This window comes from Leptolyngbya sp. UWPOB_LEPTO1 (assembly GCF_017302695.1).
Taxonomy (GTDB): Bacteria; Cyanobacteriota; Cyanobacteriia; order Leptolyngbyales; family Leptolyngbyaceae; genus Leptolyngbya; species Leptolyngbya boryana.
In genome coordinates, this window is the sequence record NZ_JAFLCJ010000034.1 from 1 (window position 1) to 26853 (window position 26853).

Sequence of the window (26853 nt, forward strand, 5' to 3'; positions counted from 1 at the left end):
ACTATACACTAACGATTGGGCGTGTTCAACGATGGTTTCCATAACCGTCTCATTTTTATTTCTACGCCCTTTCTTTCAGATTTTGTTGCGTTTGGCAAGCCTTATTGAGAATGGTGCAAGATCTCAGTTAACTGCTGGTTGACTCTAATTCTGCGTGACTCCATGATTTATTCAGTCAAAATTTGAGTCAAAGCTGATCAAGCGTTGATCGTACCGCCGCTTTTGACGCGTAACCGACCCTTTATGAGAAGAAAGCCAGAATTACCCTGCTCGACATCAATGACTTACGCTTTCATATCGCTAATACGTTCGAGATTAATTTGACTCGAAGTTGATCGCCCGTCTTCACAGTGACTCTATGTGCATTACGACTCGTTAAGGCTTCAGGTGCTCGCGTGGGATGGATTAGTCCGTATACAATCGTGTTACAAGCCTTGGACTATTGCCGGACTAATGCACGTCCTACAACCGTCCTCAAATGTGTATTGGAAGAGATGCACCGATTCCAGAGGAGCTTAAGAGCATTTTGCCTACGGTGGAACAGTTGGAAATAGAGCTAGAGAATGCGGCGGGTGATAGTGAAGCTCGCGAGCAAGAGCAGCATACAGACTAGTATCTATGGCAGCGTTACAGCCGATTGCAGCGACAAGATATACATGCTGCCTTGAGGAATTTTGACTACAGTTGCTTTTTTGGGAGAAAGTAACCCATATACTAGCCCAATCCCTGTTCCAGCCAGTGCGCCTTTCTTGATGCCATCGACATCGTTGATATTGCCTGCACCGAAGGCAGTTCCAACCAGTCGTCCACCCACTTGACTTGCTTCACGAGCACGATCGAGTCCAGATTGAACGGTCACCGTTTGCCCTGGAATCAAGACACTAGAAGCCTGGATGGGAACAGTTCGCCCACGAATCACCAGGAAGTCTGCCATGACGGAAACGCCACCTTTGCCGGGTTTAAGCCGAGCACTGAGCAAGGCGCCTTTGGGTGCGATTTCGTTGCCTGCTTCATCGAAGATGGGTTGAGCGAGGAACAAAGTCGTCGTTTGCTCAGTATCAGCGGTGAGTGTGAGATCAGCAGGAAAAGCAATTGCGATCGCACTCATCGCAGGAATGGTGCGGGTTGAGGTGGGATTGACAGCAGGATTCGTATAAACGGCTGTTGGGGTTCCGGCGGGTTGGAGGTCTTGCGTTCCAGCGTGAGCGGGGAGGTAGGGAGTCAGGCAGGTTGCAGCAGCGATCAACGTTGCGGAGAGGTTTGCGAATTTCATAATGAGGATTCCTTGTGAGTGTGTTGGGTGTTATCTTCTTCTACGAACAGGTCGATCGTTTTATTCACGAGTGTCTTAAGAAGGCAAAAAAGTGAGCATCTTGATCGCTCAAAATGCTCACCGTCCAGATAGAAAACACACTCACGATCTACCAAGATGGAAACTTAAAGAAGTCCTGGGTATCAGCAGGTCTCAATTCTGTCATTTGTGAATCTGAGGGATCTACAGGCTTGGTTTCATGCTCCCGGTCGCCAGGTTCAACACAACTGTCAGGGGGTGCAACAGTTTTGCCTTCACATTGAGTACAAGCTCCACTATGAATCAAAGTCCAACCAATGCGATTTAAGCCGAGATCGGTTTTGGTTTCATAGATGCCAGAGAAGTTTTGCCGGAAACAACCTTTTTGCATAAATGCGTTTTCTTCAGCAGTCGGGGTCTCGTTGGCTTTGACAGTTGGGCTGATGGCTCCCAGTAAAAAGAGCGAGAATGCGGCTCCGAGGAAGAATTTAGATTTCATGAAATTAGTTCCTATGTGAGAAAGTGAGGACGATCTAGATTTAGAAGTTGGATCTCAGCTTCGCTTAGCCCATGAGAAGCTACGAATTGGGACATTGAGCGAAGTCGAAACGTGGCTTACCATTTGAGTAAGCTTTCAATGAATTTGTTGTTTGCTTCGGTCTTAATCGCTTCGAGCTTCCCATCTGTGGCAATCTTCACCGATTGAACTTGAGCATCGGCTTGGTAGGCTGCCGCATCTCTCGTCGCAGCCGCTTTGACAAAATCACTACAGTCTTTACCCGCAGCAGTCGGAGTCGAGGTCTTCGAGTATTCTTCGTCGCGGCTGCTATTGCGATTTGAGTTCGAGCGATCTCGTTTACCTTCATCCGAGCTTGCATGATTGTGCGAGGCAGCTTTTTCGTCTGACATATTTGCTCCGATGCCCATGAAGCTTGCCCCTCTGGAGCTTTTCTCACTGGAGGTACTGGCATCGTTGTCGGTTTTCTTCCAAGCATCATTCTCAGCAGATTGGGACATGCCATCGCGACCGGATGAGCTGCGGTGTTCGGCAGTAGCATCTTTGACGACATCATTGCAGAGGAGGCGAGGGTCAGTGGAGAGTACGCTGCTACCAGGGTCGAGAATCGAACCGCCGTATTTGTCGAGTGGACCTGCGAAAGCGGGAGTCAGGGGAGCGAGGCAGGAAGCGGTTGTGAGCAAGGTAGCAGCGATTTTTGCGAATTTCATGATTGAGACTCCTTGAAGTAGTGCGAAGTGTTTTCTGGATTGGTTCTACTCACCTTTACGATTGGGTGAGTGGGTTTATTCAGTGCAGGATGCGAGTGAGTTTTGAGTTGACTCAAATCCTTGCTACTTCTCTCTACGATGGAGAAGGCTGAGTTATTCATCTCCATTAAAAAAGCCACGATTATGATCAATCGTGGCTTCTCGTCTCCAAACGATATATTTTCGAGTCGAGATCGAAGATCAGATCACCAGGAGTTCATCTCGATCGATTGAACAGATCGACCCGAATGCGTTGATTTTTGAGATTTCACAATTGGTACGACAAGAGAAAAACTAACTTTGCTGGCTTTGATAGAGTTAATGATACAGAAGTCACTTCTCTGTCGCCCCTTCGTCTAGAAGTCGCACTATGACAAATTGAGAAATCCTTGCTCCCAGAACAGATCGATCTGTTAGATCAGATTCTGGCGACCTCACCCGATCAGGGTTATGTTTTCGATTGCAGAGAACGATATCTATATGCCAGCCCAAAAGGATTAGCTGAATTACGACTGGCGTAATTAACGGGTTGAATGTGAAGTGTTCAAAAGGGAGAACAGTGATGAGTATGGAGCGGCGATTTTTAACTTATAGTGCAGCGATCGGCTTGACGATCATCGCTACCCTCCTTAGCTTTTGGTTAGAGGACATTCTCTCTCGAACGACCGGAGTCTTCTTCTACATTGCAATTGCGATTAGCACTTGGTATGGGGGGCGGCGATCAGGCATCGTTACAACGGTTCTCTCTGTACTAGTTCTCGACTATTACTTCATTGTCCCTATTCACCAAATTCATATCTCCAAATTTGAAGACTTTTTTTGGCTTCTTCTCGTTGCAATTGTAGGACTAGTCATCAATTTTTTAACGGCTAGCTTACAGGAAAGCAAACAAATTGCAGCAGAGCGAATGCAGATTCTGCGGCAGGAGCAAGCAGCCCACAACGAGATGGAGGTGCTGCTACAACAATTAGAAGCAGAACGGCATCAATTGGAACAGATACTTCAACAAATGCCTGTAGGAGTGGCGATTGCAGAAGCCCCGTCTGGCAAACTCCTCTTTCATAATGAAGAAGCTACTCGGTTACTGAGGCATCCCCTAATCGAATCAAATACGTATCAGGGGTATATCCAATATGGCGCGATCCATGCTGATGGACAGCCCTACAAACCAGACGAGTACCCGATCACTCGTTCCCTTTTGTCTAGAGAAGTTGTCAAAGCGGAGGAGATGCAGTATCGGCGGGGAGATGGCACAATCACTTTATTTGCTGTTAGTGCTGCTCCAATCCTGAATCAGGCTGGACAAATTGTTTCAACGGTTAGCACTTTTGAAGATATTCGAGATCGTAAACACGCAGAACAAAACTTAGCGAAGGAACTCCTGCGGATTCAGACCCTCTTCAATACCTCCTTTGATGGCATTGTGATTTTGGATGGGCAAGGCAGAGTCATGAATGCCAATCCCCGTTTTGCTGAAATGATAGGGTACACCCTAGAAGAAACTTTAAGGCTCCGTGTCTCTGATTGGGATGCTCAGTTCACTGACGAAGAACTTCGGCAAGTTATGCAAGACTGCTTAAGCAGAAAACAGGGATTGTTTGAAACGAAACACCGCTGCAAAAATGGCTCAATCTATGATGTAGAAATTAGCTACAACGTCGTGGAGTGGGAGGGAGAGATCTTACGCTTCTGTGCTTGTCGAAATATTAACGAACGGAAACGGATCGAAGCTGAGCGTCATCAGTTTCAGCTTGTTTTGCAAGAGAAGGAAGCTTCATACCGTCAACTATTTGAAAGCAATCCCCAACCTATGTGGGTATACGACCTGGAGACATTACAGTTTCTAGCCGTTAATCCTGCTGCTATTGCCAAGTACGGCTATTCCGAAAGCGAGTTTTTATCTATGACCATCGCTGATATTCGACCTCCTGAAGATATGCCGCGCTTACTAGAAAATGTTACGAGGGTTGAAGAAGGTTTAGACCTTGCTGGGATCTGGCAGCATCGGATGAAAGACAGTCGCCTCATTCTGGTTGATATCGTCTCTCATACCCTAGAGTTTGCAGGACGACGGGCTGAACTGGTGCTGGCTCACGACATTACCGATCGTAAACGTGCTGAAGAAGCACTACAGGAAAGAGAAGCCATTCTTCAGCTATTTGCCCACAATGCTCCAGCAGGCATTGCTATGTTCGATCAAGAGATGCGTTATGTGATGGCAAGCCAGCGTTGGACAGAGGATTATAATCAAGGGTCACTGGAATTGATAATCGGGCGATCGATTTACGACCTCTTCCCTGACTTGCCCGAACGGTGGCGACAGGTTCATCAACGCTGTTTAGCAGGGGCGATCGAAACCTGCGAAGAAGATTTGTTTGTGTGGGCAGATGGCACCCAGCAGTGGATACGTTGGGAAACGCGTCCCTGGTATACCGCAACTGATAAGATTGGCGGCATTATCATCTTTGCTGAAGATATCACCCAACGTAAACAATCAGCGACAGCCATTCTGCAATTAAATCAGGAACTCCAGCAAAAAGTGACTGAATTGCAGACGTTGTTAGAGGTGATTCCGATCGGGATTGGCATTGCTGAAGATCCAGAATGTCAGCAAATTCGAGTCAATCCCGCCTTTGCCGACGCACTCGGTATTTCGTCTACGGTCAATGCGTCGCTCAGCGCACCGGAAAAGGAGCGCCCAACCAACTTCAAGGTCTATCAAAATGGACGAGAAATGGCACCGGAAGAATTACCGCTCCAATACGCGGCGGCTCATGGCGTTGAAATTCGAGATTTAGAGGTTGAGGTTGTCTTGCAGGATGGCACAACCATCACACTTCTGGAATATGCCGCTCCCCTATTGGATGAAGCTGGACAGCCGAGGGGCAGCGTGGGAGCCTTTCTGGACATCACTGATCGCAAACGAGCAGAGATCGCGTTGCAGGAAAGCCAGGAACGATACCGCACGCTAGCTCACAACTTTCCCAATGGATCCGTGTTACTGTTCGATCAGGATTTGCGCTATGTCTTGGCAGAGGGGCAGGCATTAGCCCAAGCTGGGCTGACATCCTTAGTAGGAAAGACGATTTGGGAAGCGCTGGATGCTGAAATCTGTCGCTTGCTTGAACCCCTGTACCGAGCGGCACTGTCAGGGCAGGTTCAGACGATGGAAATTCCCTTTGGAGATCGCATCTATTTTGTTCACTGTTTACCCATTTTCGATGATCAGGAATGTGTGAATCTGGGTATGGTGATGGCTCAAGACATTACCCTGCGAAAGCAGGCAGAACAGGTCTTGAAAACGGCGCGAGATGAGTTAGAACGGCAGGTACAGGAACGCACCAGAGAACTCCAAGAAGCAAATATTCTGCTAGCTCAACGGGAACGAGAGTTTAGGACACTAGTGGAAAATACGCCGGATGTGATTACCCGCTACGATCGTCAGTACCGCTATCTTTATGTCAATCCGGCTAAAGCCAAACTAGCTAACATTCCACTGGAGTCTTACCTCGGCAAGAAGCCTTCCGAATTAAATCACTTCAAAGATATGACTCAATTCTGGGAGGCATCTCTTGAAGAGGTGTTTGCCACAGGTGAAATGCGAATCGATGAGATCACGTTCGTTACGTTAAATGAACCTAGAATCTACCACGTCTACATGGTTCCAGAACGAGATGCCAATCATTCCATTACTTCTGTGTTAACAATTGGACGAGATATTACTCAACTGAGACAGGCTGAAGCATCCACCCGCAAGTTTGCTGAAGAGTTGCAACGCTCAAATCAGGAGTTAGAACAGTTCGCCTATGTCGCCTCTCACGATTTACAGGAACCACTAAGAGCCATTACAAGTTTTACCCAACTCCTAGCACAGGACTACCGAGAGCAACTCGATGGCGACGCTGACATGTACATCGAGTTTATTGTGGATGGCGCAACTCGAATGAAACAGTTGATCAGAGATTTGCTCGCCTACTCTAGGGTGGGTCGTTATGAACTGCAACGACAATCCGTCGATTGCAATGCCCTACTAGAACGAGTCAAGAAAGACCTACAGATACAGATCGCTGAGAACCAGGCGATGATCACAGCAGACCCCCTGCCCATCATTACGGCAGACCCCAATCAAATCGCAAATCTCCTACAAAACTTAATTAGTAATTCCTTGAAGTACCGGAGTGAGGCAGATCCACGGATCCACCTTTCAGCTCAACGTTGTACAGTAGAAGGCGCTGATGATTTGAGCCCTCCTGGTTCTTCGCGCTTGACAATGAAAACTGAAGAATGGTTGTTCTCTATTCAGGACAATGGCATTGGGATTAAGCCTCAATATGCTAAACGCATCTTTGGTATCTTTCAGCGCCTACATACCAACGATCAATATTCTGGCACGGGTTTAGGATTAGCTATTTGTCAGAAGATCATCGACCGACATCAAGGACGAATTTGGGTTGAGTCTCAACTGGGGCAGGGAGCGACCTTTTTCTTCACAATTCCCCTATAAGAACTCACAATGACATCTCACGCCCGATTACTCAAAATTCTGCTTGTTGAAGATTCCAGAAGTGACGCTGTTCTCATCCAAAGAACGTTAAGAGGCAGTAAGCTTGTGAACGAGTTGCATCTGGTGCGAGATGGAGTTGCAGCCACTGACTTTCTCTACAGAAGGGGGGAATATGTAGACGCTCCTCGCCCTGATCTCATCTTGCTCGATTTGAACTTACCCAAAAAAAACGGTCGCGAAGTACTCGCTGAAATCAAGGCAGATGAGGATCTGATGACAATCCCCGTTGTGGTTCTGACCACATCTTCTGATGAAGCAGACATCTTGAGAAGCTACCAGCTTCATGCCAACTGTTATATGGTCAAACCAGTTGATCTGGAACAATTTGTGGAGGTCGTTAAGTCGATCGAGAATTTCTGGCTTGCTTTAGTCGAACTTCCCCCTGAGCAAAGTTAAGACTGAGCAAAGTTAAGAGTTTTTTAACGTCTGTATCAAGTATCCTGATTCTGGAAAGGTAGCAAAAGTATCTTTAGTAATTTAAGACCTCATCAGAGTGTATTGATTTTAATTAAATCTTAGTTATAGATATTTTTACTGCTCGGCTTGAATTCATTCAGAATCCGGTAGACAATTTATGAGTACTCAGGTCATTTCTGCCTTGTTGGTTGAGGATAATTCCGCAGATGCTGCTTTATTGATGAAGTTGCTGCAATACAATGATCATGATACAAAATCTTGGCAAATCACTCATACCAAACGCCTAGAAGCTGCCTTAGAGCATTTGCATTACACTGAATTTGATGTCATTCTCCTTGACCTTTCATTACCTGATTCTCAAGGACTTGAGACTGTTATTCAAGTTCAAACTGCATTTCCCTATCTCCCGATCGTCGTACTAACAGGGTTGCAAGATGAAGCATTTGCTCAGCAAGCAGTTGCTCAAGGTGCCCAAGATTATTTGGTTAAAGGACAAGCTACCGCAGAACTACTATTGAAGTCCGTGAGCTATGCGATCGAGCGATCGCAAATCCTCAGAAGACTTCAGGAGAGTGAACACCGTTTTCGTGAAGTGTTCAACCAAACCTTTCAATTCATGGGGTTACTTAGCTCCGCTGGGATAGTTCTAGATATCAATCAACCGATGCAAGAAGCCTGCGATTTTCAAGATGAGCTGATTCTCAACCATCCCGTTTGGGAAGCTCCTTTTTGGCAATTAAGTGAACAATCTCAGCTCTGGTTGCAAGAAGCTGTATTCAGCGCATCTCAAGGTGAAACAGTGCGTTCAGAACTTCAAGCTTTCTCTCCTAGCGGGAGATCATGGTGGCTTGATGTATCTATCAAACCTATGAGAAGTAAGGATGGCAGCATTAGTTTGCTCATCGCAGAAGGACGAGACATTGGTCAACTCAAGCGAGCAGAGGCAGAAATTCGCCGCTCCCTTGAAAAAGAGCAAGAACTCAGCCAAATGAAAAATAGCTTTATTTCAATGGTGTCTCATGAGTTCCGTAACCCCATCTCAACCATTAGCTTTGGGGCGCGTCTTTTAGAAGATTATGATCTACCGGAAGAGCAAAAAACACGATGTTTTGAGCGGATTCATCGAGCAATTGATCGAAGTCTTCAGTTGCTTGATGAAATTCTAGTACTCGGTCGCACAGAAGACGGACGAGTTGAAGTTGAACTGACTCAACTGGAACTGAAAGAATTTTGCCGTGAAATTGTGGAGAGTTTTCAAATTACTCAAGGAAAATCTCATCACATCATTTTTGCGATCGAAGGTCATACCACTCAAGCTAGAGCAGATGCTTCTTTACTCAAGCACGCGCTTGACAACCTATTGTCCAATGCCATCAAATATTCTCCAGAAGGAAGCGTTATTCGGTTTACTTTGACTTGTCAGGGGGATCAGGCTAAGTTCTGTGTTCAAGATCAAGGAATTGGTATTCCTCAGAAAGATCAACCGAAATTGTTTGAGGCGTTTTACAGAGCTGGAAATGCCTGCAAGATCCAAGGAACGGGGTTGGGACTAGCGATTGTCAAACGATGTGTAGACCTGCAAAAAGGGCAAATTCATTTTGAAAGTCAAGAAGGGATTGGAACGACTTTCACAGTCATCCTTCCACGCAACTGGATCCAACTAGAACACGAGCAGGTTACAGAATATTCTTTTCAATGACATTGAAAGGAAAATGAGAATCGCCAACTTTCTGAAGAGATATTCACGCTTGTGTGCTTGTGAAACTGCGATCGACAGAATTCTAGGTTCTCCCCACTCCCCACTCCCTACTCCCCACTCCAAATTCATTCATAGAGTTTGTTGTAGTTTAGCAACGAACTATTAAGAATCACTGACTGTGAAATCACTCTCTAGCCGCTCCTGAAAACGGTTTGCAGCTTTTTTGATGGTAGTGCGATCGCGTAACACATCACAAAGCAAGTGCCAACGCGGTCAGTAACTTTGAGAGAATGCAAGAGCAATCTCCACATCATCATTTCACGCTTCATGAAATTAGCTTATTGGATGTACGCGGGTCCCGCGCATATTGGCACTCTCCGCATTGCCAGCTCTTTTAAAAATGTTCATGCCATCATGCACGCGCCGCTCGGCGACGACTATTTCAACGTCATGAGATCGATGTTGGAGCGGGAGCGGGACTATACTCCAGTGACAACCAGTGTTGTCGATCGACATGTACTGGCTCGCGGATCTCAAGAAAAAGTCGTTGATAATATCACCCGTAAAGACGCTGAAGAACATCCCGATTTGATTGTTCTGACTCCGACTTGTACCTCCAGTATTTTGCAGGAAGATTTGCAGAATTTCGTCGAGCGCGCACAACTTGAAGCAAAAGGCGATGTGATGTTAGCGGATGTGAATCACTACCGCGTCAATGAGCTCCAAGCAGCCGATCGCACGTTACAGCAAATCGTGCAGTTCTACATCGCTAAAGCTCGCAAGCAAGGCAACCTCGTCACCGAAAAAACCGAAAAGCCTTCCGTCAATATTTTCGGAATGACGACGCTTGGATTCCATAACAATCACGATGCGACTGAACTGAAAAGGTTAATGTCTGATTTGGGCATTGAGGTGAATGCGATCGTGCCCGCAGGCGCAAGCGTTCATGAGCTGAAATCGCTTCCCCGTGCTTGGTTTAACCTTGTGCCGTATCGCGAAACCGGGTTAATGGCAGCAGAATATTTGCAGCAAGAATTCAACATGCCTTATGTTGACATTACTCCAATGGGCATTGTGGAAACAGCACGCTGTATTCGCAAAATTCAGCAAGTGCTCAATGCTCAAGGTGCAAATGTTGATTATGAATCGTTCATTGATCAACAAACGCGATTTGTTTCTCAAGCGGCTTGGTTTTCTCGATCGATTGACTGCCAAAATCTCACGGGCAAAAAAGCAGTCGTGTTCGGAGATAACACTCATGCAGCAGCCTTGACAAAAATTCTGTCACGCGAAATGGGAATTCACGTATTGCTGGCAGGAACTTATTGCAAATACGATGAAGCATGGTTTAGAGAACAAGTCAGCGAATACTGTGATGATGTCTTAGTCAGCGATGACAATGGACAAATTGCAGATGCGATCGCGCGGCTTGAACCTGCTGCAATCTTCGGAACTCAGATGGAACGCCACGTTGGAAAACGGCTCGATATTCCGTGTGGTGTGATTGCGGCTCCCATTCACATTCAAAACTTCCCAGTGGGCTACAAGCCATTTGTTGGCTACGAAGGAAGCAATCAGATTGTGGATTTGATCTACAACTCGTTTACTTTGGGCATGGAAGATCATCTGCTGGAGATCTTTGGCGGTCACGATACAAAAGAAGTGATTACCAAATCTGTTTCAGCCGACTCTGATTTGAACTGGAGTAAAGACGGACTGGCAGAACTGAACCGTATTCCGGGCTTTGTGCGCGGTAAGGTGAAGCGGAACACTGAGAAATTTGCCCGCGATCGCAATATTACTCAGATCACTGCCGAAGTTCTTTACGCTGCGAAAGAAGCAGTGGGTGCTTAGTTGATCAATCAGTCGCCGCTAGTATTCGATTTTGCGGCGACTGATGGAACTATGCGATCGTGTTTTAGATGATGTTTGAACAGTACCGTTCATTGCAGTTCACCCGCCCCAGAAAAGTAATCGTTCATCGCATTCACCCGCCCCGGAATGGAATTCGGGGCTAGTTGAACGAAGTCCACTCAAGGGACTAACAGCCAATTAGAATCAAGTCTTCAGTCCTTTTAAGGACTTCGCACCGTTAGCCCTGGAATTCCATTCCGGGGCGAGATAGAACGGAGCAAGAAAACTAGCACTCTCTCAAGCGAATCTGCGCAATTCTCTACTCGCTTCGATTACACTGGATCTCTGTCTTTCACAAGCGCTGTCCATGTCTGTTTTCGCTGAGTTAATCGGGCAATCTCAAGCTGTCGAATTGCTAGAAAGTGCGATCGCGCAAGATCGTCTCGCTCCGGCTTATCTATTTGTGGGTTCTCCGGGCATTGGGAAAAGTCTAGCTGCTGAATGTTTTCTCGAAACCTTACTCGCATCGTCTCGATCGCGGATTCTCAATCGTAATCATCCTGATTTGCTTTGGGTTGCACCAACTTATCTCCATCAAGGTAAAAGACTAAGTGCTGCCGAAGCTGAGGCTGCTGGAGTCAAGCGCAAAACTCCCCCGATGATTCGCTTAGAACAGATTCGAGAGGTCAGCCAATTTCTCAGTCGTCCGCCATTAGAAGCGGTTCGATCGACCGTTGTAATTGAGCAAGCTGAAACCATGCCCGAAGCGGCGGCAAATGCTCTACTCAAAACCTTAGAAGAACCCGGACGAGCAACCATTATTCTCCTCGCGCCCAGTCTTGAGTCAGTTCTCCCAACGATTGTTTCTCGCTGTCAACGCATTCCTTTCTCCCGACTCGATGCGACTTCAATGGCAGAAGTCTTGAGTAAAACTGGACATGAAGCGATTCTGGCACAGCCGCAGTTACTAGCACTAGCACAAGGCAGTCCTGGAGCCGCGATCGCACATCAGCAAAAGCTCGATTCAATTGACCCAGAACTCTTACAGGCTGCAATGACCCTTCCGAGAACATTACGAGAAGCCTTGACTACAGCAAGAGCGATCGCAAAAAACACCGATAGTGAAACACAACTTTGGCTGATTGATTACTTGCAGCAAGGCTATTGGGCACAGATGCAGCATCAGGAGCGACCTCTGCAACTTTTAGAACAAGCGAAAACAATGTTACTGGCTTACGTTCAGCCGCAGCTTGTCTGGGAAGTGACTTGGATGCAGTTAATCAATTAACCGTGATGATCCCCTGATAAACCAGCGCATATTCTACACGGGCATACGTTAGTCTAGGTAAGGTGTTTTAAAGGTGAGCGCTGATAGCATTCTATTTCGGTGCGGAATCATAATGTGAGCGCAGAGTCTTTCTATCCTTTAAAAACACCCTCTAGGTAAATCTCGATCGGCACTTAGGAAATGACAGAGCAAGTTTATGATGTGGTTGTAGTGGGCGGTGGCGTTGCAGGAGCCGCTTTACTTTATTCCCTGGCAACGTTCACGGATTTGAAACGTGTGGCACTGATTGAAAAATACTCACAGGTTGCGACGGTCAATTCCAAATCAACGAACAATAGTCAAACCATTCATTGCGGCGATATCGAAACGAATTACAGCTTGGAAAAAGCGCTGAAAGTTCGTCGTTCCGCAGATATGCTTGTGCGTTATGCTACCCAACTACCGCCTGCAATTCGCGATCGCGTGATTTACCGCTATCCCAAAATGGTTGTGGGTGTTGGATCTCAAGAGAGTGATCTTGTCCGGCAACGGTACGAGAACTTTAAGCCGCATTTTCAGAACATGCAGCTGCTCGAAAAAGCTCAAATTGCTGAGCTTGAACCGAATGTGGTGCAATTCAATGGGCAGGAGCGGCCGGAAGAATTAGCCGCGATCGCGATTCAGAATGAATATACTGCCGTGAACTATGGTGCTCTGGCACAGGCGATGGTGGAGCAAGCACAGGAAGTTTCAGGCAAGACTGTCGATCTAAGATTAGGCAATCCTGTGCAATCGATCGAGCCTGTCGGCGAAAATTATCGTATTACGACCGCAGATGCTACGATTACGGCTCGATTTGTGGTCGTCTCAGCAGGCGGACACAGTTTACTATTTGCACACCGGATGGGCATCGGTTTGGAATATTCGTGTTTACCGATCGCAGGAAACTTTTACTACACGCCGCAAGTGCTCAATGGCAAAGTCTACACGGTGCAGAATGACAAACTGCCTTTTGCTGCCATTCATGGCGATCCAGATGTCACCATGCCTGGAAAGACGCGCTTTGGACCGACAGCCCTGCCGTTACCGCTGCTAGAGCGCTATAATTTGCAGACTTTTGTAGATTATTTAGAAGTGCTGCGTCTCGATCGGAGTGTCAGTGGTGTGCTCTGGGATTTATTCAAGGTTCGAGACATTCGCAATTACATTTTCAAAAACTTTGCCTTTGAAATTCCTGTTGTCAATCGTCGTCTGTTTCTCAAGGATGCTCAAAAGATCGTGCCATCATTACGGCTTTCAGATCTTGAGTTTGCGAACGAAGTCGGTGGAATTCGTCCGCAATTGATTGATAAGACCCAAGGTAAATTAATCCTAGGACAAGCAGAGATTGATCCAGGCGGCGGAATCCGGTTTAATGTGACACCTTCACCTGGAGCAACGACCTGCTTAGGCAATGCGGAAACCGATCTCTTACGCATTCAGCAACATCTCGGCTGTACGGTCGATCGCACTTGGTTTAATGCCGATCGCGCTGCTGAAATCGAGGTCTAGACCCCGAAAATTTCATCAAGGCTGCGCGATCGTCGATGGATTCGATGGCTCTGCGCCTTGTGGATTGACAGGCGGACTCATCGTTGGGTTCGTCTGTGGACTCAGCGTCGGACTCGGTGAACTCGCCTCCGACTGCTGATTGAAATATTGGTACGTCAACTCAGACATTTTGCGAATTGCATCACCCGCGCGATCGTCATTATGAGGACGCTTCACCATTGCAGCCATAAAGTACCGCTTCCCATTTGGCAAATCAATCATGCCCACATCTCCCAACATCATGCCAATATCGCCAGTTTTATGAGCAATTACTGCTCCCTGTCCTAGCCCTTGTGGAATCAATGAATTGTTCACTACTTTCCGCATGATGGTCAGCATTCTTTCATGCGATCGCATTGAGACTAATTTGCCACTATTGACTGCACTGAGGAGTGTTACCATATCGCGCGGACTACTCGTATTCGTGCCTTGCAGGTCTGGTAGAGCATTCTGGATGACGGTATTGGTCAGTCCCCAAGCTTGAAACCGTTGGTTCACTGCCTCTTTTCCACCCAAGAGATCAATGATCATATTCGTCGCAGTATTGTCACTAATATCGATCATCTTCGTTGCAACTTGAATTGCCGGGAACTGCGAACCCGGTTGAGAATCTTGCAGGTCACCAGACTCTGCTGCAATTTGTTCTTTTTTGAGAGTCAGAGGTTGATCTAATCGAACTTTACCTTCATCAACTGCCTGAAAAAAAGCAACTAAAATCGGAAACTTAATCGTACTAGCAGCAGGGATCGCATTCGAGCCATTGATATCAAAGTAAGCACCCGTATCTGCATCAACCACCATTAAGCCAGGGGTTAATTGAGTTTGCGGTGCGATCGCGCTTTGAATCTGAGTTTTCAGTCCGCCAATCTCTTGAGCAAGTTCTAGCTGCAATGTCGGCGTGCTGGGAGCAGCAGGCGGGGATTGTTCAGTTTTAGGAGCTTCTGCTGTCGTGCGACTGGCTGGATCAAAAATCGATAAACTCGTTCCTGCAATCACCCCAATTCCAATGCCTAAAATCAGCAATCGAGTGCCGTAGAGAAAGGCTAGTGCAGATGCGCTTTTGGGACGGGGCGGGGCTACTGTTTTGCGTGCAGGTTTAGAACGACGCGGCTCAGGCGGTGGAACCACTTCTAAACGGCGACGAGCTTGCTGAGTGCGAGACTTAGGAAACTCCGCTGTTTTTTCCATTGTTTTGTCCGTGCGCCGTGCTCGACGAGTGCGAGGCGGTTCAGGTTCAGAACTGCGGCGGGGTTCAACCGGACGACGGCGCGATCGTGGCGCTTGTGCAATACGAGAACGCACACCAATCTCAGAGCGGTTTGAATTTGATCCTGACTCGTCAGTTCCGTCCCACATTGAAAATTCTCTCCGTTGATCAAGCGTCAAGTTTTTCGCAAAATGCACGCTATCCGTCTTCGTTTTTGAATCCGAGATTTGCGTTGTGTCACCTTACATGTCTTAGGGATTTTACATTGACTTCGTGAAACTGATCCGATCCAATTGTCTAATCTTCAGAAGTTTTTGTTTGTATCGCCCATTCCACTTGCCGCAAAATCCCGCGCAGCAAGGAAACTTCCGCTTCTGAAAGTTCAGCCCGATTAAACAGATGGCGAAATTTTTCCATTCGACTTGCTGCGGTATGCGGTTGCAAATATCCAATTTTCAATAAAACCGATTCGAGATGTTGATAATAGCGATCGAGTGCATCTAACGAACACAAATCAGTGAATGTCTCCGAAGTTACTGGCATTTGAAAAAGCTCATAACAACAAATCGCCACAGCCTGAGCTAAATTCAAAGATTGATACTGATCGCTCGTCGGAATATACACAAATCGCTGAGCATATTTAAGCTCATCATTACTTAAGCCCCGATCTTCAGACCCAAAAAGGATCGCTGTATTTAATCCCGGCTCCAACAACCAAGGCAATGCCTGACGAGGATGTTCCAATGTCGTGTCCAGCCGCGATCGCACCGCAGTCGCTACTGCCCGATGACATCCCACCAATGCCTCCGGAATCGACTCCACAATTTTTGCAGCTTCTAAAACGTCGATCGCGCGCATCGCCATTTTCCGAGCATCATCCGATTGCAAATCACATTTGGGATTTACCAAAACCAACTGATGCAACCCCATATTTTTCATCACCCGCGCGATCGACCCCACGTTTAACGCACCCGCAGGCTCGACTAAGACAATCCGAACTTGAGAAACTTCCGGCATGATCAAATCGTAAAAAGTAAGCTAGAGAGAAGCAAACCTCATCTTATCCCGCCTACCGTCATGCCCCGCCATCGCGCCAAATCCGATCTTCCCACCAAAATCTGTCCCGTCTGCGGTCTGTCTTTCACTTGGCGGAAAAAATGGGCAGATTGCTGGGACGAGGTGAAATACTGTTCTGATCGCTGTCGAAACCGCAAAAATCAGCGTGCCTCTGAGTAACGGAGAACCCTGGCATGATAAGCTTTTGTGCTATCTAATCCCAATTACGAGGATGCCTAGCATGTCTGTCGATCGCGTTCAGCCCAAGTTGATCATTCATGGTGGAGCCGGAAGTTCGCTCAAAGGTAAAGGGGGAGCCGAGGCGGTTCGGCGATCGCTGCACAAAGTTGTTGAAGAAGTCTATGCCCTTCTCCTTGCAGGTGCGACCGCAACCGAAGCGGTTGTCACCGGATGCCAACTTTTAGAGGATGATCCCCGGTTTAACGCTGGAACTGGCTCGGTCTTGCAATCTGATGGTCAAATTCGCATGAGTGCGGCCTTAATGGATGGCGCACGGCAAAGATTTAGCGGAGTGATTAACACCTCACGCGTCAAAAACCCGATCGAACTTGCCTTATTTTTGCAAACGTCTGACGATCGCGTTTTATCAGATATGGGTTCAGCCGAATTGCTGCGAGAATTGCAACTTCCTCTCTATGATCCCCTCACCGAATTGCGCTTACAAGAGTGGATTCAAGAGCGCGAAGGCAACTTTAACCGCGCCATGGCAGGCGTTGTCGCTGAAAAAGAATTGATCTCGGAATCGGCTGGACGAGGCACAATTGGCGTTGTGGCATTGGATCATCATGGACGACTTGCTGCTGGCACCTCGACAGGCGGAAAAGGCTTTGAGCGGATTGGACGCGTCAGCGATTCTGCAATGCCTGCGGGAAATTACGCAACTTCAGAGGCAGCGATTAGCTGTACTGGCATCGGCGAGGACATTATCGATGAATGTTTAGCCGCAAAAATCGTCATTCGTGTGACAGATGGACATTCGTTATACAACTCGTTTGAAAAATCTTTCAAAGAAGCCGAGAAAAACCGCCGCGATTTTGGCGCAATCGGACTGACTGCAACCGGAGAGATCGGCTGGGGGAAAACCAGCGAGGTACTTTTAGCGGCGTATCATACTGGCGATCGCATTGGTGACACGCTAGAACTGCCAGACGGAATGGAAGTCGGAACTGTGTGACAGTTAAAATTCCGTACACTGACTAGAAATTACTGAGAAACCTATGCGTATCTACGGATGTGCTGAGGAAAATGCGTAGGTATGCTTTTACGTAGAGATAGGCAAGTCTACCGAAGTAAGGTCGTCTATGTTTAGGGGGTCTCACCCCTCAGCCCTCAAGTGTGAGACTTTCCCTAAGATCCTGATATCAGGGCAATTCCGATATCTATCTGCAATCTCTCACTCCCCCTGAGAGATTTGCCCCTTCCGTAATTTCCGCATCAGTCACCCTTCCCCAAGCGTTGTGTTATGGCACTGGCACAGGTTTATCAACTCAAAGTCGAGGTCGCTCAAGCGTTTTATCAGCTTGGTGTCACTTATCATGCGATCGGTAATGCCCCAAAAACTTGTGAAACCCTTCGTCAAGCCGATCGCTTGTTGAGCGAAGTCGAAGCGGTTCAGAAAATTGAGCAAGTGTTTCGCCATCCTTAAGCACGGTTGCAGCAAAAATTAATGTTTGAAGTGTGCCTTTCGTCGGTAGCATCAAGATTCCCTTATTAGTTGTAATCTCTGATGAATCCTGCGCTAAGCCAACTCGGAACCGATATGTCGCGTCTGTCCGGAGTCCGGGCAATCATGAAGGACATTATTGAGACGTTACGAGCCGGAGCCGGACAAACTTTCATTAATCTCAGTGCTGGCAATCCAGTGATTTTGCCCGAAGTAGAACAACTTTGGCGAGATTGCACGACAGAACTGCTTGCTAGTTCCGAATACAGTGAGGTTGTTTGTCGATATGGTGCAAGTCAAGGGTATCAACCGTTAATTGATGCGATCGTTCAAGATTTTAATCAACGATATGGCTTAAATTTGAGCGATCGACATATCTTGATCACGCCCGGCAGCCAAAGCCTTTACTTCTATGCAGCTAATGCATTTGGGGGTTACACCGCGAGCGGAGAACTGAGAAAGATTGTTCTTCCTCTGAGTCCAGACTATACCGGATATGGCGGGGTCACACTGACTCCAGAAGCGCTGATTGCCTATCGGCCTGAATTAGAAATCGATCAAGAAAACCATCGCTTTAAGTACCGTCCAAATTTCAATCAGTTACAAATTGATGAACAAACTGGATGTGTCATTTTTTCTCGTCCATGTAATCCCACGGGAAATGTTCTCAGTGACGATGAAGTGAATAAAATCGCAACACTTGCAGCAACATACGATGTCCCAGTGTTGATTGATTCTGCTTACGCTCCGCCTTATCCAGCCTTAAACTTTACAGACATGACTCCGCGTTTTGGAGGGAATGTTGTTCACTGTATGAGTTTATCGAAAGCAGGATTGCCTGGAGAACGGATTGGAATTGCCATTGGCGAACCCGAAATTATTCACACCCTCGAATGTTTTCAAACGAATCTCTGCATTCATTCCCCGCGATATGGACAAGCGATCGCAGCGCGCGCGATTCAATCCGGCAGACTTGCTGAAATTTCAACCAATGTGATTCGACCGTTCTACCAACATAAGATTGAGATTGTTGAAGCAACGCTCGATCGTAGTATGCCGCGATCGCTGCCTTGGTATCTCCACCGTGGAGAAGGCGCAATCTTTGCGTGGCTTTGGTTGGACGAATTACCGATCACGGATTGGGAATTTTATCAAGCATTGAAACAAGTCGGAGTCATTGTTGTTCCGGGTAGCACCTTCTTCCCAGGCTTACGAGAGGACTGGCAACACAAACAACAATGCTTAAGAATCAGTTTGACTGGAACTGATTTAGAATTACAAACTGCGATGGAACGACTCGCGCAAGTTGCAGAGCAAGTTTATGGAAGATAAAGCATGGGTTATTTAGAAATCGGGAAAATTGTTGCGGCGCAAGGACTAAAAGGCGAACTGCGAGTCTATCCCAACACAGATTTTCCCGAGCGATTTGAAGAACCAGGAGAGCGCTGGCTATTGCGCCCTAACCAAACCGAACCCGAAGTGATCGAACTCGTCTCCGGTCGCTATCTCGATGGCAAAGGTTTATATGTGATTCAAATTAAAGGCATTCGCGATCGTGATGCTGCTGAAGCTCTGCGCGGCTGTCAACTGCTCGTACCTGATAGCGATCGACCAGATCTCGAAGAAGGCGAATTTCATGTTGCAGACCTGCTGGGCTTATCGGTATACGAACAAGCTAGTCAAGAATTAATTGGAACAGTCAGCGATGTGATTCCGGCTGGACATGATTTATTAGAAGTCAAAAAAGTTACGCCGGAAGGCAGAACGATCTTAATCCCATTTGTCGAAGCTATCGTGCCCGTAGTTGACTTAGCGCAACGCCGAATTGAGATTACCCCTCCGCCTGGATTGCTGGATCTCTAGGCTAAATCGCTCTATCGCCATCCGGTTATCTCGGATAAGTAAACGATTATTACTAAAACAAATCTGTTTAATTCCGCATGGTAGCTTAAATAAAGGTTAGCTCCGCTACAAAACTGGATTGTTCAAGACAGAGTAAGGATTAGTGAATTGTGAAGCTAGGGATTAAGTAGTCAGAATTTGGACTGTCACGTTGTCAAGTAATCCCAACATGACAGGCATGATTTGATGGTTATGTAGCAGATTTAGGGCAAGGTGTCGGCAACGCTATGCAATAGCAGAGTCGATATTTGCATGTTCGATCGCTCATTTTTCCGCCGTGTTGATCAGACTGATCCCATCAGAAAAATTTTCAGATATCTGCCTTCCGCTTTCCGAAATGACTTCCTAAGAGGGAGTAGTAATACGTAGACCGTGACTGAAACTATTCACTAGCCCCCGTGGTGAAATCAAACTCAGTCAACCGCATCCTCGCACCCCCTGTTAAAGACTTTATTTATTGAGAGGGCATTCCATGAAAGCATTACTGACTTACCTCCTCGCCCCTGTTAAACAGGTAACCCCCGTGATTGCTGGCTTCTCGCTTGCGGTTGCAGGTTTAATGGCGATGAATGCACCTGCTCAAGCTGCTCCCCGCACTCTGGTTAACACTGCAATGGCGCAGGCAACCACACTGCCGGATGGAGTTTACCTGTATGGGCAATCTGCACAGCCGAATCAACTTGGTCAAGCTTACTTTGTGTTTGAATCTCGGCAAGGCAAATTAGTTGGCGCACTCTACATGCCAAATTCCTCGTTCGATTGTACCTATGGTTCAGTTGAGCCTGAAAAGCTTTCGCTTATGGTGATCGACACATACGATCGCTCTGAGAATCCTTATGTGATTGCAACCGAGCAACCTGAGACAACCGTTGCATCGCGCTTAAATCCGGTTGCATCTCCGGTGAGCCTAGAAGGCTACCACCGCATTCAACAAGTGAGTGCAAACGATCAGCGAATTTTGAATACGTGCAAGCAGAACTATCAAACTCGCGTTTGGAAGTAGATGAAATGCAGGGGTTAAGTGTGGGTGCTGATTGATTTCAAGTTTAAACAGCACCCGCTTTCTCTGAACTCTTGGAAAAATTGGTTAAATTCAGCTGAATCGTCCCAGTTTAGCGCTAAGGTTTAGGCAAATTTTTGCTCTTTAAGCTTTTGGTGACGCTGGTGAAGTATTTTTTTCTATCCGATGGTTGGAGTGTGGGTCGAGTCTGGGAGCTAGGTGGCTTGTGGAATGAGACCGCCTGGAGACGCAAACCTCAAATTGATCGATTGAATATTTGTATTTGGGAAAATGGCGAAAAGCTCTGGCTTTATCGTGTTGAAGATGAAATTTTAATGGTCGAAGTCAAGCCTACTGAAAGTGTCGAGTCAAGCTCGATCGGGCAAGTGGTTTTGAAACGGTTAATTACAGCAGATCAAGCGATCGATCTCATTGGTAGCAATGTGGAATCTTGAATCATCAGTTCATAAGTGGTGGGGGCAGTTTGCCCTCATCATGAGTTCAACAGACCTGTTCTGCTCCGGCGATGATGAGCGAAATCATGCTCCAGGTTAGGAAATTTTGTTGAAATCTGTGTGATAAGTGATCAATTGAGGTTTGCCAATCTGAATTTGATTCGCTTCAAAAGCTTGCCGAACTCGTAATCGAAATTCTTGCCCAACGCTCCATTGTTCCATTGGGGCTGTTTTAATCCAAACGCGCACGAGCATTCCGGTATGCGAGAGATCATCGATTCCTAAGACTTCAGGCAGTTCGGGTATGCGATCGCGCCATTGGGGATCATCATACATTTGCTGTGAAACTTGCTTTAGGACATCAAGCACTCGTTTGGGGTCGTTTTCATAAGCAACTACGATCGAAAAATCAATCCGTGACCAGAGACGGGTGAGATTACAAACATTTGCGATCGTGCTGTTTGGAATTGTAATCAGTTGACCTTCACTATTTCGCAGTTGAGTCACCCGCAAATTGAGATTTTCCACCAAACCGCTCTGCTGATCAATTTGAATCACATCTCCGACCGCAAATTGGTCTTCCACTAAAATCAAGCAACCATTGACGAGATCTTTAATCAGACTTTGAGACCCAAAAGAAATCGCCAAACCAATGACTGCGCCTCCTGCCAAAATTGAACTCGTCGGAACGCTGAATAGATCCAGTGTCCAGATGATTCCAACCATGACTAAAACAAAAGTAATTAGTCCTTTCAAGGCTTCCGCGATCGTCGTACTTCTCATGACGACCCGTTGAGCTTCTCCTAACGGAAGCAGCGAACTCTGCTTCCAAGAGTGCATCAAGCGATCAATTAAACTTTTGCTGATTCGGATTGCTAAACTGATGCCAAACCAGAGAATTAAGAGTGCGACGGGCGTTGCCCATAAGTAAAAGCCCCACCTCATCAAGATGGGAACGATCGACAGGATATGAGCAATGCCGACATACCACATCAGGATGAATATCCACAGCAGCGCCCATTTGAGAAACTTGTTAAAGTCTAATTGCCGCTTTAGGCTAAATTGATGTTGCAAAGTTGCTAAAAACCGCGATCGTAGATTTGCAATTTCTCTTGCTTCTGTTTCTTCGGGGATCTCTGATTGCTGCGCTTTTTCTTCTTCTACAAGCGCGTCTAATTGTTGCTGATACCGAGTTTCTATTAAGTTTTGCTGATGAGTTAGACCTCGCCGCAGTAACCAGATCACTCCACTCGACACCAGCAATCCTAGTAAGATTTGTAATGCTTGTCCAATGCGTTGCCGTAAGACTTCTGGTGCGGTCATCTGCTTGAACCGAACCATTTCAGCTTGAAGAATTTTTTTCCACTCTTCTGCTAATTCGTCCAGAGGTTTTCCATTGAAGTCAGCATCCGGTTCTGTCACTGTTACTAATCGAATCGGGCGAGTAGATTGACCGTCACTAATCTGAAGGATTAGGTGTTTATTCAAAGTTGAGATCGCTACTGTTGGAGGCTGTTTCGCCTCAATTGTTCGAGATAGTACTCGCCACAGCCGCTCATTCACCTCACTGGCTCGAATCTCGATCGGTAGTTTATCGTCTGGAACTTTGTCTCGATTCAGAATCGTGGGTGAAGTTACCTCAAATAAGACTTTGCTATCTAAAGGCGATCGAATCGCAGCCGTTTCATACTCCCCATAGCGATTCACTCCATCAGGTAGAGTGAACGAAGAATTGGCAGAATTCGTTGGCAATGGGGGTAGTTGGCTCTGAGCGAACGGAGTCCAGCCAAGAACTAAGCTGAAGGTGAAGGCACTGACTAAAACAAAGTGAATCAGAGAAGAACGAAACAGTCTACGCATAGATAGCTCCTACAGATTTACCCCGCTATGGAACTAAACTACGAATTGCGCTGTAACGCAACCACTCCGGATTCAATTTAATAGAGACCTGAGTCTTGTTCCCGCAGATAGCTATCGATCACAGATTGAGCTTCACTGATGTCTCTCGAATTACAGGAGCGCCCATTTTGTAGAAGTTCTCCTTGAGGGCGGCACCACTAATGCCCCATGCCCAACGCCTGGGAAGTCGTAAACATAGGCGGTTTTCAAATTTTTAGCTACAGCTTCTCCATAGGGCTGGGGCGTAACCGGGTCGTAAGCGCCATTCAATACCAGAGTGGGAATCTCCGGATTTTCGGTGACATAACCACAATCTGATTGGGCGGCAACAGAAGCAGGCACGTTAAAGGTTTTACAGTCAACAGTTTTCCATGTCGCACCAAAGCTGGTACGATTAGGGGCCGCGCTATTAACTGTACTGCTGCTAGTAGTGACAACCGCAACCGTAAGCAGGGTGAATGATCAAAAATGAGCCAGCCGTGGGTTCATGAGGGATTGTCCTTAAACGTACTTGCTTAGAGATTGACAGGTTTGGGCAGATCAGCGATCGCCCGCTCCGGGACTTGCTTGATCTGCAACCACATCACAATGCCCCCAATGAGTTCAATGGGATCGCTGAGTTGCACGATCGATCTCATAGCTGTGGCAGTTTGTTCATCCACCAGCGACGGTGCGACAATCTGCACAAAGTCCCACAGCCAGTGGAAGATAATCAACGGCAGGATGTTGTTAAGTTTGAGCATCAACGGCGCAAAGAAAAAGCCAAACTGAAAGGTATTGAGCAGTTGTATAGGGACAGCCAGTAAAGGAACACCCCCAAACACATTGACGGCATGGAGTAGGGCGAAAGCGATCGCGCTCACCAGCATGGCCCAACGCACTCGCCCGGTGGTCAAAAAGGCATGTAACACAATGCCCCGATACATGATTTCTTCCCCAAACCCGACTAACAGAGTGGTGAAGCCAACCAGAGCAAACGATTGCCATTGGGCGGCACTGAGGGAGACACGCGCCAGACCCGATAGGAAGACTACCCAAGTGGCAATCAGCACAGCGATCAACGGCAGAAACCACAGCAGTTGCTGACGGTTGAGGCGACGAAAACCGATCGCCTGCCAACTAAAATAGCGAGTCACCCAGAAGATATTGACAATATTGAGGAGGATGAGAATGAACCAGAGCAGGTTCATCATTTCTGGTTGGCCGTAGGTAATGCCCATGAAGGTTTTCATGTAGAACATCCCGATGCCCATAATCGCCGTATAGAGGACTGCGGCGACGATTGCGATCTGCGGCTTTGAAAACGAATTTAAATTCATACAGGTTGCTTCTGGTTAAATTTTGCTTCTACTTCGATGTAGTTGGCAGTACAAACTTCGGTTTCAGCGCGGCGGTACAGCTTGGGTTGGGAGGGATCTCAGGACGGTTAATAAACGCGATGCCGATATCTCTGCCACAGTGATTTAAGGTCACCCCATGACCTAGGCTAGGAAATTCCACATAGGTGCCGTTGCTTAACCATTCCAGGGCACGTTTTCCTCGATCGGTAGTGGTTTGGGCATCGTAGCGGCCCTGCAGAATCAGGGTAGGAACGTTAATTTTCACGACTTGGCGTTCCCTGGAGTCTGCGGGTTTAACTGGCCAGTGTTGACAGATGGCTAATTGCTCCAGCATCTCTCCATAGAGCGGTTGCGCCAATCGGGGCAGCGGCAAACTGCGATTCACGGCTTCGGTTTCCGCCTGGGAACTCTAGGACACATGCTCGCGACAGTCGAAGCTCAGATGCATTCCTGTCGTGCCCCCTTGATCGACGGGACTGACCTGATTGATGTTGTCTGTCAACAGTTCATAAATATGCCGAATCTCTGCCTCGGCCATTACCTGCAATTCTGCCCGGAGGGGTTGGGCCGCTTGAGTTGGAAATATTTCAGTGATCAAGTCCAGCAAGGTCTGGCGATCGCGGTTTCCGATTTGACCTTAGCCTGTATCAGCCCAACCAAAGTCAAGGGCGCAGCCATCACCACCAGTCCCAACGATCGGTAGATTTGTTTCATGCTCACTATTCCTGATTGCGAATTCATGAGATCGCTCAACATTCATGCCAAACAGCAGGTTTACTCCACCACAAAGAGCGGCTTGATCTGAGTTAGACAACTGCTGTTGGGCGCTTGCTTGGGGTTAGCCAGAAAGCCAGCGGCAATTTGAGTCACACAGGCTGCCGCTGGCATACCCCGCGGCGCAAATAACGCCCCATGCCCAACACCGGGGAAGGTGTAAACATAGGCGGTTTTTAAGTTCCTCGCCACGGCTTCCCCGTAGGGCTGGGGCGTAACCGGGTCGTAAGCGCCATTTAACACCAGGGTAGGAATCTCCGGTTTTTCGTAAGCGAAGGGCGGTTTCAGCTCGACCTGGAGAACTTCACAGGCTTTCGTCACCGCTTCGGCTTCGCGGATGCCCGCGGGAATGAGTTGTGGATAGGGCGGCGGCAGCACTTGGGCGGGCGTGACTTGAATCGATTTCGCCCGAGCACAGAGGACAGTGTGATACATCTCCCTCGCCTCCGAAGGTTCCAGATTCTCTGAAAGTTTTCCTGCAATCCAATCAAAGTTGCCCTGGCTCGCAGCCTGGATAAACTTGGGTAGAGAAGTCCCACGGGCACTTTCACCGGAATAGGGTCGGGCTAAATAAGCTTCGATGCCAATAATAAAGGCATTGCCATCGAGTTGGGTAACGAATGTTTTTTTGCTAGAGGGAATGGTCAGGGTCAGAGGAACTGGTTTCTGGTTGAGTTGATCGACGATCGCTAGAAATTTCTGCTCCAGATTGGGATAGGTCTGGTTGCATTGTCGATCTTGCGCACAGGCATGAAACAGGTTTCGCAGGGCATAGCTCATTGTGTGGCCCGATGCCAGATTAAAATCAATATCCGGTCTGACTACGCCATCCAGGATCACGCTGCGGAGTTTCGCCTTGTGCTTGTCCGCCTGGGCGATGACATATTGCCCCAACAACGTGCCGTAGGAAACGCCATAGTAGTTAAATTGCGGGTAGCCTAAGGTTTCTGCGACAAAGTAAATATCAGCCGCATTTTCGCGGGTATTGAAGGCGTTGGGATTAATCCCCTGCTGCTTGAGGCGATCGTTACACACCTTGATCCAGCCTGGATCAGTGTACGCTTTCTCCCCTTTCGCCACGGCGATATAGTGAGCATTGATCTCTGGACAGGACAGGTTAGGCTTGGAATACCGGGTCCCCCGCTCCTCTACGAAGATCAAATCGCGGCTCTTCAACAAAGCCTGGAGTTCGGGAAATGTCGGCAAGGCTCCATCGGCGATGTCGCCGATGCTTGAGCCACCCGGACCACCCTGTTCGACAAACAATGGATCGGCAGCAGGGGCTTTGCCGTTGCTACGGGCACGCACGACAGCGAGTTGGATAGTGCGTCCCTGGGGTTGGGCGTGCTGTTCGGGAACGGTGACGTAACCACAATCCGACTGGGCAGCAACGGCAGCAGGCACGTCAAAGGTTTTGCAGTCAACGGTTTTCCAGGCTTTACCAAAGCTGGCACGATTAGGGGTTGCGCCCTGGGCGGCACTGCCACTGATGGTAACCGCAACGGTGAGTATGGCAATTTGGCACAGGCGAGTTAGAGGCATCGTCATGACTGGTGATGGTAAAGGTGAGTATGGCAATTTGGGGCAA

24 protein-coding genes are annotated in these 26853 nt (G+C 47.6%); 14 read left to right on the plus strand and 10 right to left on the minus strand.

Annotation, left to right across the window (positions count from 1 at the left end):
• The first annotated feature begins 478 nt into the window (after nt 1-478).
• A complete protein-coding gene (locus J0L70_RS28970; RefSeq protein ID WP_287456871.1) occupies nt 479-613 on the plus strand; it encodes a hypothetical protein in 135 nt (44 codons plus the stop codon).
• A 3-nt stretch (nt 614-616) separates the two neighbouring features.
• Here J0L70_RS28970 and J0L70_RS28975 read toward each other — a convergent pair whose 3' ends face one another.
• The 3 genes from J0L70_RS28975 to J0L70_RS28985 all read right to left on the minus strand — a co-directional run bounded on the left by J0L70_RS28975 (nt 617) and on the right by J0L70_RS28985 (nt 2518).
• Complete coding sequence (locus tag J0L70_RS28975; protein WP_287456872.1) at nt 617-1273, minus strand: hypothetical protein; 657 nt, start codon at nt 1271-1273, stop codon at nt 617-619.
• Nucleotides 1274-1421: 148 nt separating this feature from the next.
• Nucleotides 1422-1790, minus strand: a complete 369-nt coding sequence (locus tag J0L70_RS28980) for a hypothetical protein (protein ID WP_190652996.1) — start codon at nt 1788-1790, stop codon at nt 1422-1424.
• A gap of 116 nt (nt 1791-1906) precedes the next feature.
• Nucleotides 1907-2518 carry a hypothetical protein gene (locus tag J0L70_RS28985; RefSeq protein WP_190652995.1) on the minus strand — a complete coding sequence of 204 codons (612 nt, stop codon included), beginning with the start codon at nt 2516-2518 and terminating at the stop codon, nt 1907-1909.
• Nucleotides 2519-3119: 601 nt separating this feature from the next.
• Here J0L70_RS28985 and J0L70_RS28990 point away from each other — a divergent pair.
• From J0L70_RS28990 to J0L70_RS29015, 6 genes are all read left to right on the plus strand, one after another.
• Nucleotides 3120-7061: a PAS domain S-box protein gene (locus J0L70_RS28990; RefSeq protein WP_287456873.1), complete on the plus strand. Its 3942-nt coding sequence runs from the start codon at nt 3120-3122 to the stop codon at nt 7059-7061.
• Nucleotides 7062-7070: 9 nt separating this feature from the next.
• Entirely contained in the window at nt 7071-7517 is a 447-nt protein-coding gene (locus tag J0L70_RS28995; RefSeq protein WP_190653039.1) for a response regulator, read from the plus strand.
• Between the two features lie 178 nt (nt 7518-7695).
• A complete protein-coding gene (locus J0L70_RS29000) occupies nt 7696-9237 on the plus strand; it encodes a sensor histidine kinase (RefSeq protein ID WP_190652993.1) in 1542 nt (513 codons plus the stop codon).
• Nucleotides 9238-9564: 327 nt separating this feature from the next.
• Nucleotides 9565-11091 (plus strand): ferredoxin:protochlorophyllide reductase (ATP-dependent) subunit B, encoded by a 1527-nt coding sequence (gene bchB / locus J0L70_RS29005; protein ID WP_190652992.1) that lies wholly within the window; start codon nt 9565-9567, stop codon nt 11089-11091.
• Nucleotides 11092-11458: 367 nt separating this feature from the next.
• Entirely contained in the window at nt 11459-12379 is a 921-nt protein-coding gene (locus J0L70_RS29010) for a DNA polymerase III subunit delta' (protein WP_190652991.1), read from the plus strand.
• Between the two features lie 180 nt (nt 12380-12559).
• Complete coding sequence (locus J0L70_RS29015) at nt 12560-13909, plus strand: FAD-dependent oxidoreductase (RefSeq protein WP_287456875.1); 1350 nt, start codon at nt 12560-12562, stop codon at nt 13907-13909.
• Between the two features lie 15 nt (nt 13910-13924).
• Here the strand turns inward: J0L70_RS29015 and J0L70_RS29020 are convergent, their stop codons facing one another.
• Together J0L70_RS29020 and J0L70_RS29025 are read right to left on the minus strand one after the other, a co-directional pair.
• Nucleotides 13925-15304: a serine hydrolase gene (locus J0L70_RS29020; protein ID WP_287456876.1), complete on the minus strand. Its 1380-nt coding sequence runs from the start codon at nt 15302-15304 to the stop codon at nt 13925-13927.
• Between the two features lie 148 nt (nt 15305-15452).
• Nucleotides 15453-16172 carry an RNA methyltransferase gene (locus J0L70_RS29025; protein WP_017285808.1) on the minus strand — a complete coding sequence of 240 codons (720 nt, stop codon included), beginning with the start codon at nt 16170-16172 and terminating at the stop codon, nt 15453-15455.
• 60 nt (nt 16173-16232) lie between these two features.
• Here J0L70_RS29025 and J0L70_RS29030 point away from each other — a divergent pair, with 60 nt between their 5' ends.
• From J0L70_RS29030 to J0L70_RS29060, 7 genes are all read left to right on the plus strand, one after another.
• Nucleotides 16233-16391, plus strand: a complete 159-nt coding sequence (locus J0L70_RS29030; RefSeq protein WP_071596137.1) for a DUF2256 domain-containing protein — start codon at nt 16233-16235, stop codon at nt 16389-16391.
• 61 nt (nt 16392-16452) lie between these two features.
• On the plus strand, nt 16453-17406 hold the full coding sequence (locus J0L70_RS29035; protein WP_268182427.1) for an isoaspartyl peptidase/L-asparaginase: 954 nt from the start codon (nt 16453-16455) through the stop codon (nt 17404-17406).
• A 288-nt stretch (nt 17407-17694) separates the two neighbouring features.
• Nucleotides 17695-17877: a hypothetical protein gene (locus tag J0L70_RS29040; RefSeq protein ID WP_017285806.1), complete on the plus strand. Its 183-nt coding sequence runs from the start codon at nt 17695-17697 to the stop codon at nt 17875-17877.
• Nucleotides 17878-17958: 81 nt separating this feature from the next.
• Nucleotides 17959-19227 (plus strand): valine--pyruvate transaminase, encoded by a 1269-nt coding sequence (locus tag J0L70_RS29045; RefSeq protein ID WP_190652986.1) that lies wholly within the window; start codon nt 17959-17961, stop codon nt 19225-19227.
• A 3-nt stretch (nt 19228-19230) separates the two neighbouring features.
• Nucleotides 19231-19758 carry a ribosome maturation factor RimM gene (rimM, locus tag J0L70_RS29050; RefSeq protein WP_017285804.1) on the plus strand — a complete coding sequence of 176 codons (528 nt, stop codon included), beginning with the start codon at nt 19231-19233 and terminating at the stop codon, nt 19756-19758.
• 511 nt (nt 19759-20269) lie between these two features.
• Nucleotides 20270-20800 (plus strand): hypothetical protein, encoded by a 531-nt coding sequence (locus tag J0L70_RS29055; RefSeq protein WP_017285803.1) that lies wholly within the window; start codon nt 20270-20272, stop codon nt 20798-20800.
• Between the two features lie 134 nt (nt 20801-20934).
• Nucleotides 20935-21252, plus strand: a complete 318-nt coding sequence (locus J0L70_RS29060; RefSeq protein ID WP_268182421.1) for a hypothetical protein — start codon at nt 20935-20937, stop codon at nt 21250-21252.
• A gap of 96 nt (nt 21253-21348) precedes the next feature.
• Here J0L70_RS29060 and J0L70_RS29065 read toward each other — a convergent pair whose 3' ends face one another.
• The 5 genes from J0L70_RS29065 to J0L70_RS29080 all read right to left on the minus strand — a co-directional run bounded on the left by J0L70_RS29065 (nt 21349) and on the right by J0L70_RS29080 (nt 26813).
• Nucleotides 21349-23112: a mechanosensitive ion channel family protein gene (locus J0L70_RS29065; protein ID WP_287456880.1), complete on the minus strand. Its 1764-nt coding sequence runs from the start codon at nt 23110-23112 to the stop codon at nt 21349-21351.
• 150 nt (nt 23113-23262) lie between these two features.
• On the minus strand, nt 23263-23604 hold the full coding sequence (locus J0L70_RS32075) for an alpha/beta fold hydrolase (protein ID WP_353736677.1): 342 nt from the start codon (nt 23602-23604) through the stop codon (nt 23263-23265).
• A gap of 62 nt (nt 23605-23666) precedes the next feature.
• A complete protein-coding gene (locus tag J0L70_RS29070; RefSeq protein WP_287456881.1) occupies nt 23667-24470 on the minus strand; it encodes a CPBP family intramembrane glutamic endopeptidase in 804 nt (267 codons plus the stop codon).
• Between the two features lie 28 nt (nt 24471-24498).
• The gene (locus J0L70_RS29075; RefSeq protein ID WP_287456882.1) at nt 24499-24876 is read right to left on the minus strand and encodes an alpha/beta hydrolase; all 378 of its coding nucleotides are present in this window, start codon (nt 24874-24876) and stop codon (nt 24499-24501) included.
• A 389-nt stretch (nt 24877-25265) separates the two neighbouring features.
• On the minus strand, nt 25266-26813 hold the full coding sequence (locus J0L70_RS29080) for an alpha/beta fold hydrolase (protein ID WP_287456883.1): 1548 nt from the start codon (nt 26811-26813) through the stop codon (nt 25266-25268).
• Nucleotides 26814-26853: the final 40 nt, after the last annotated feature.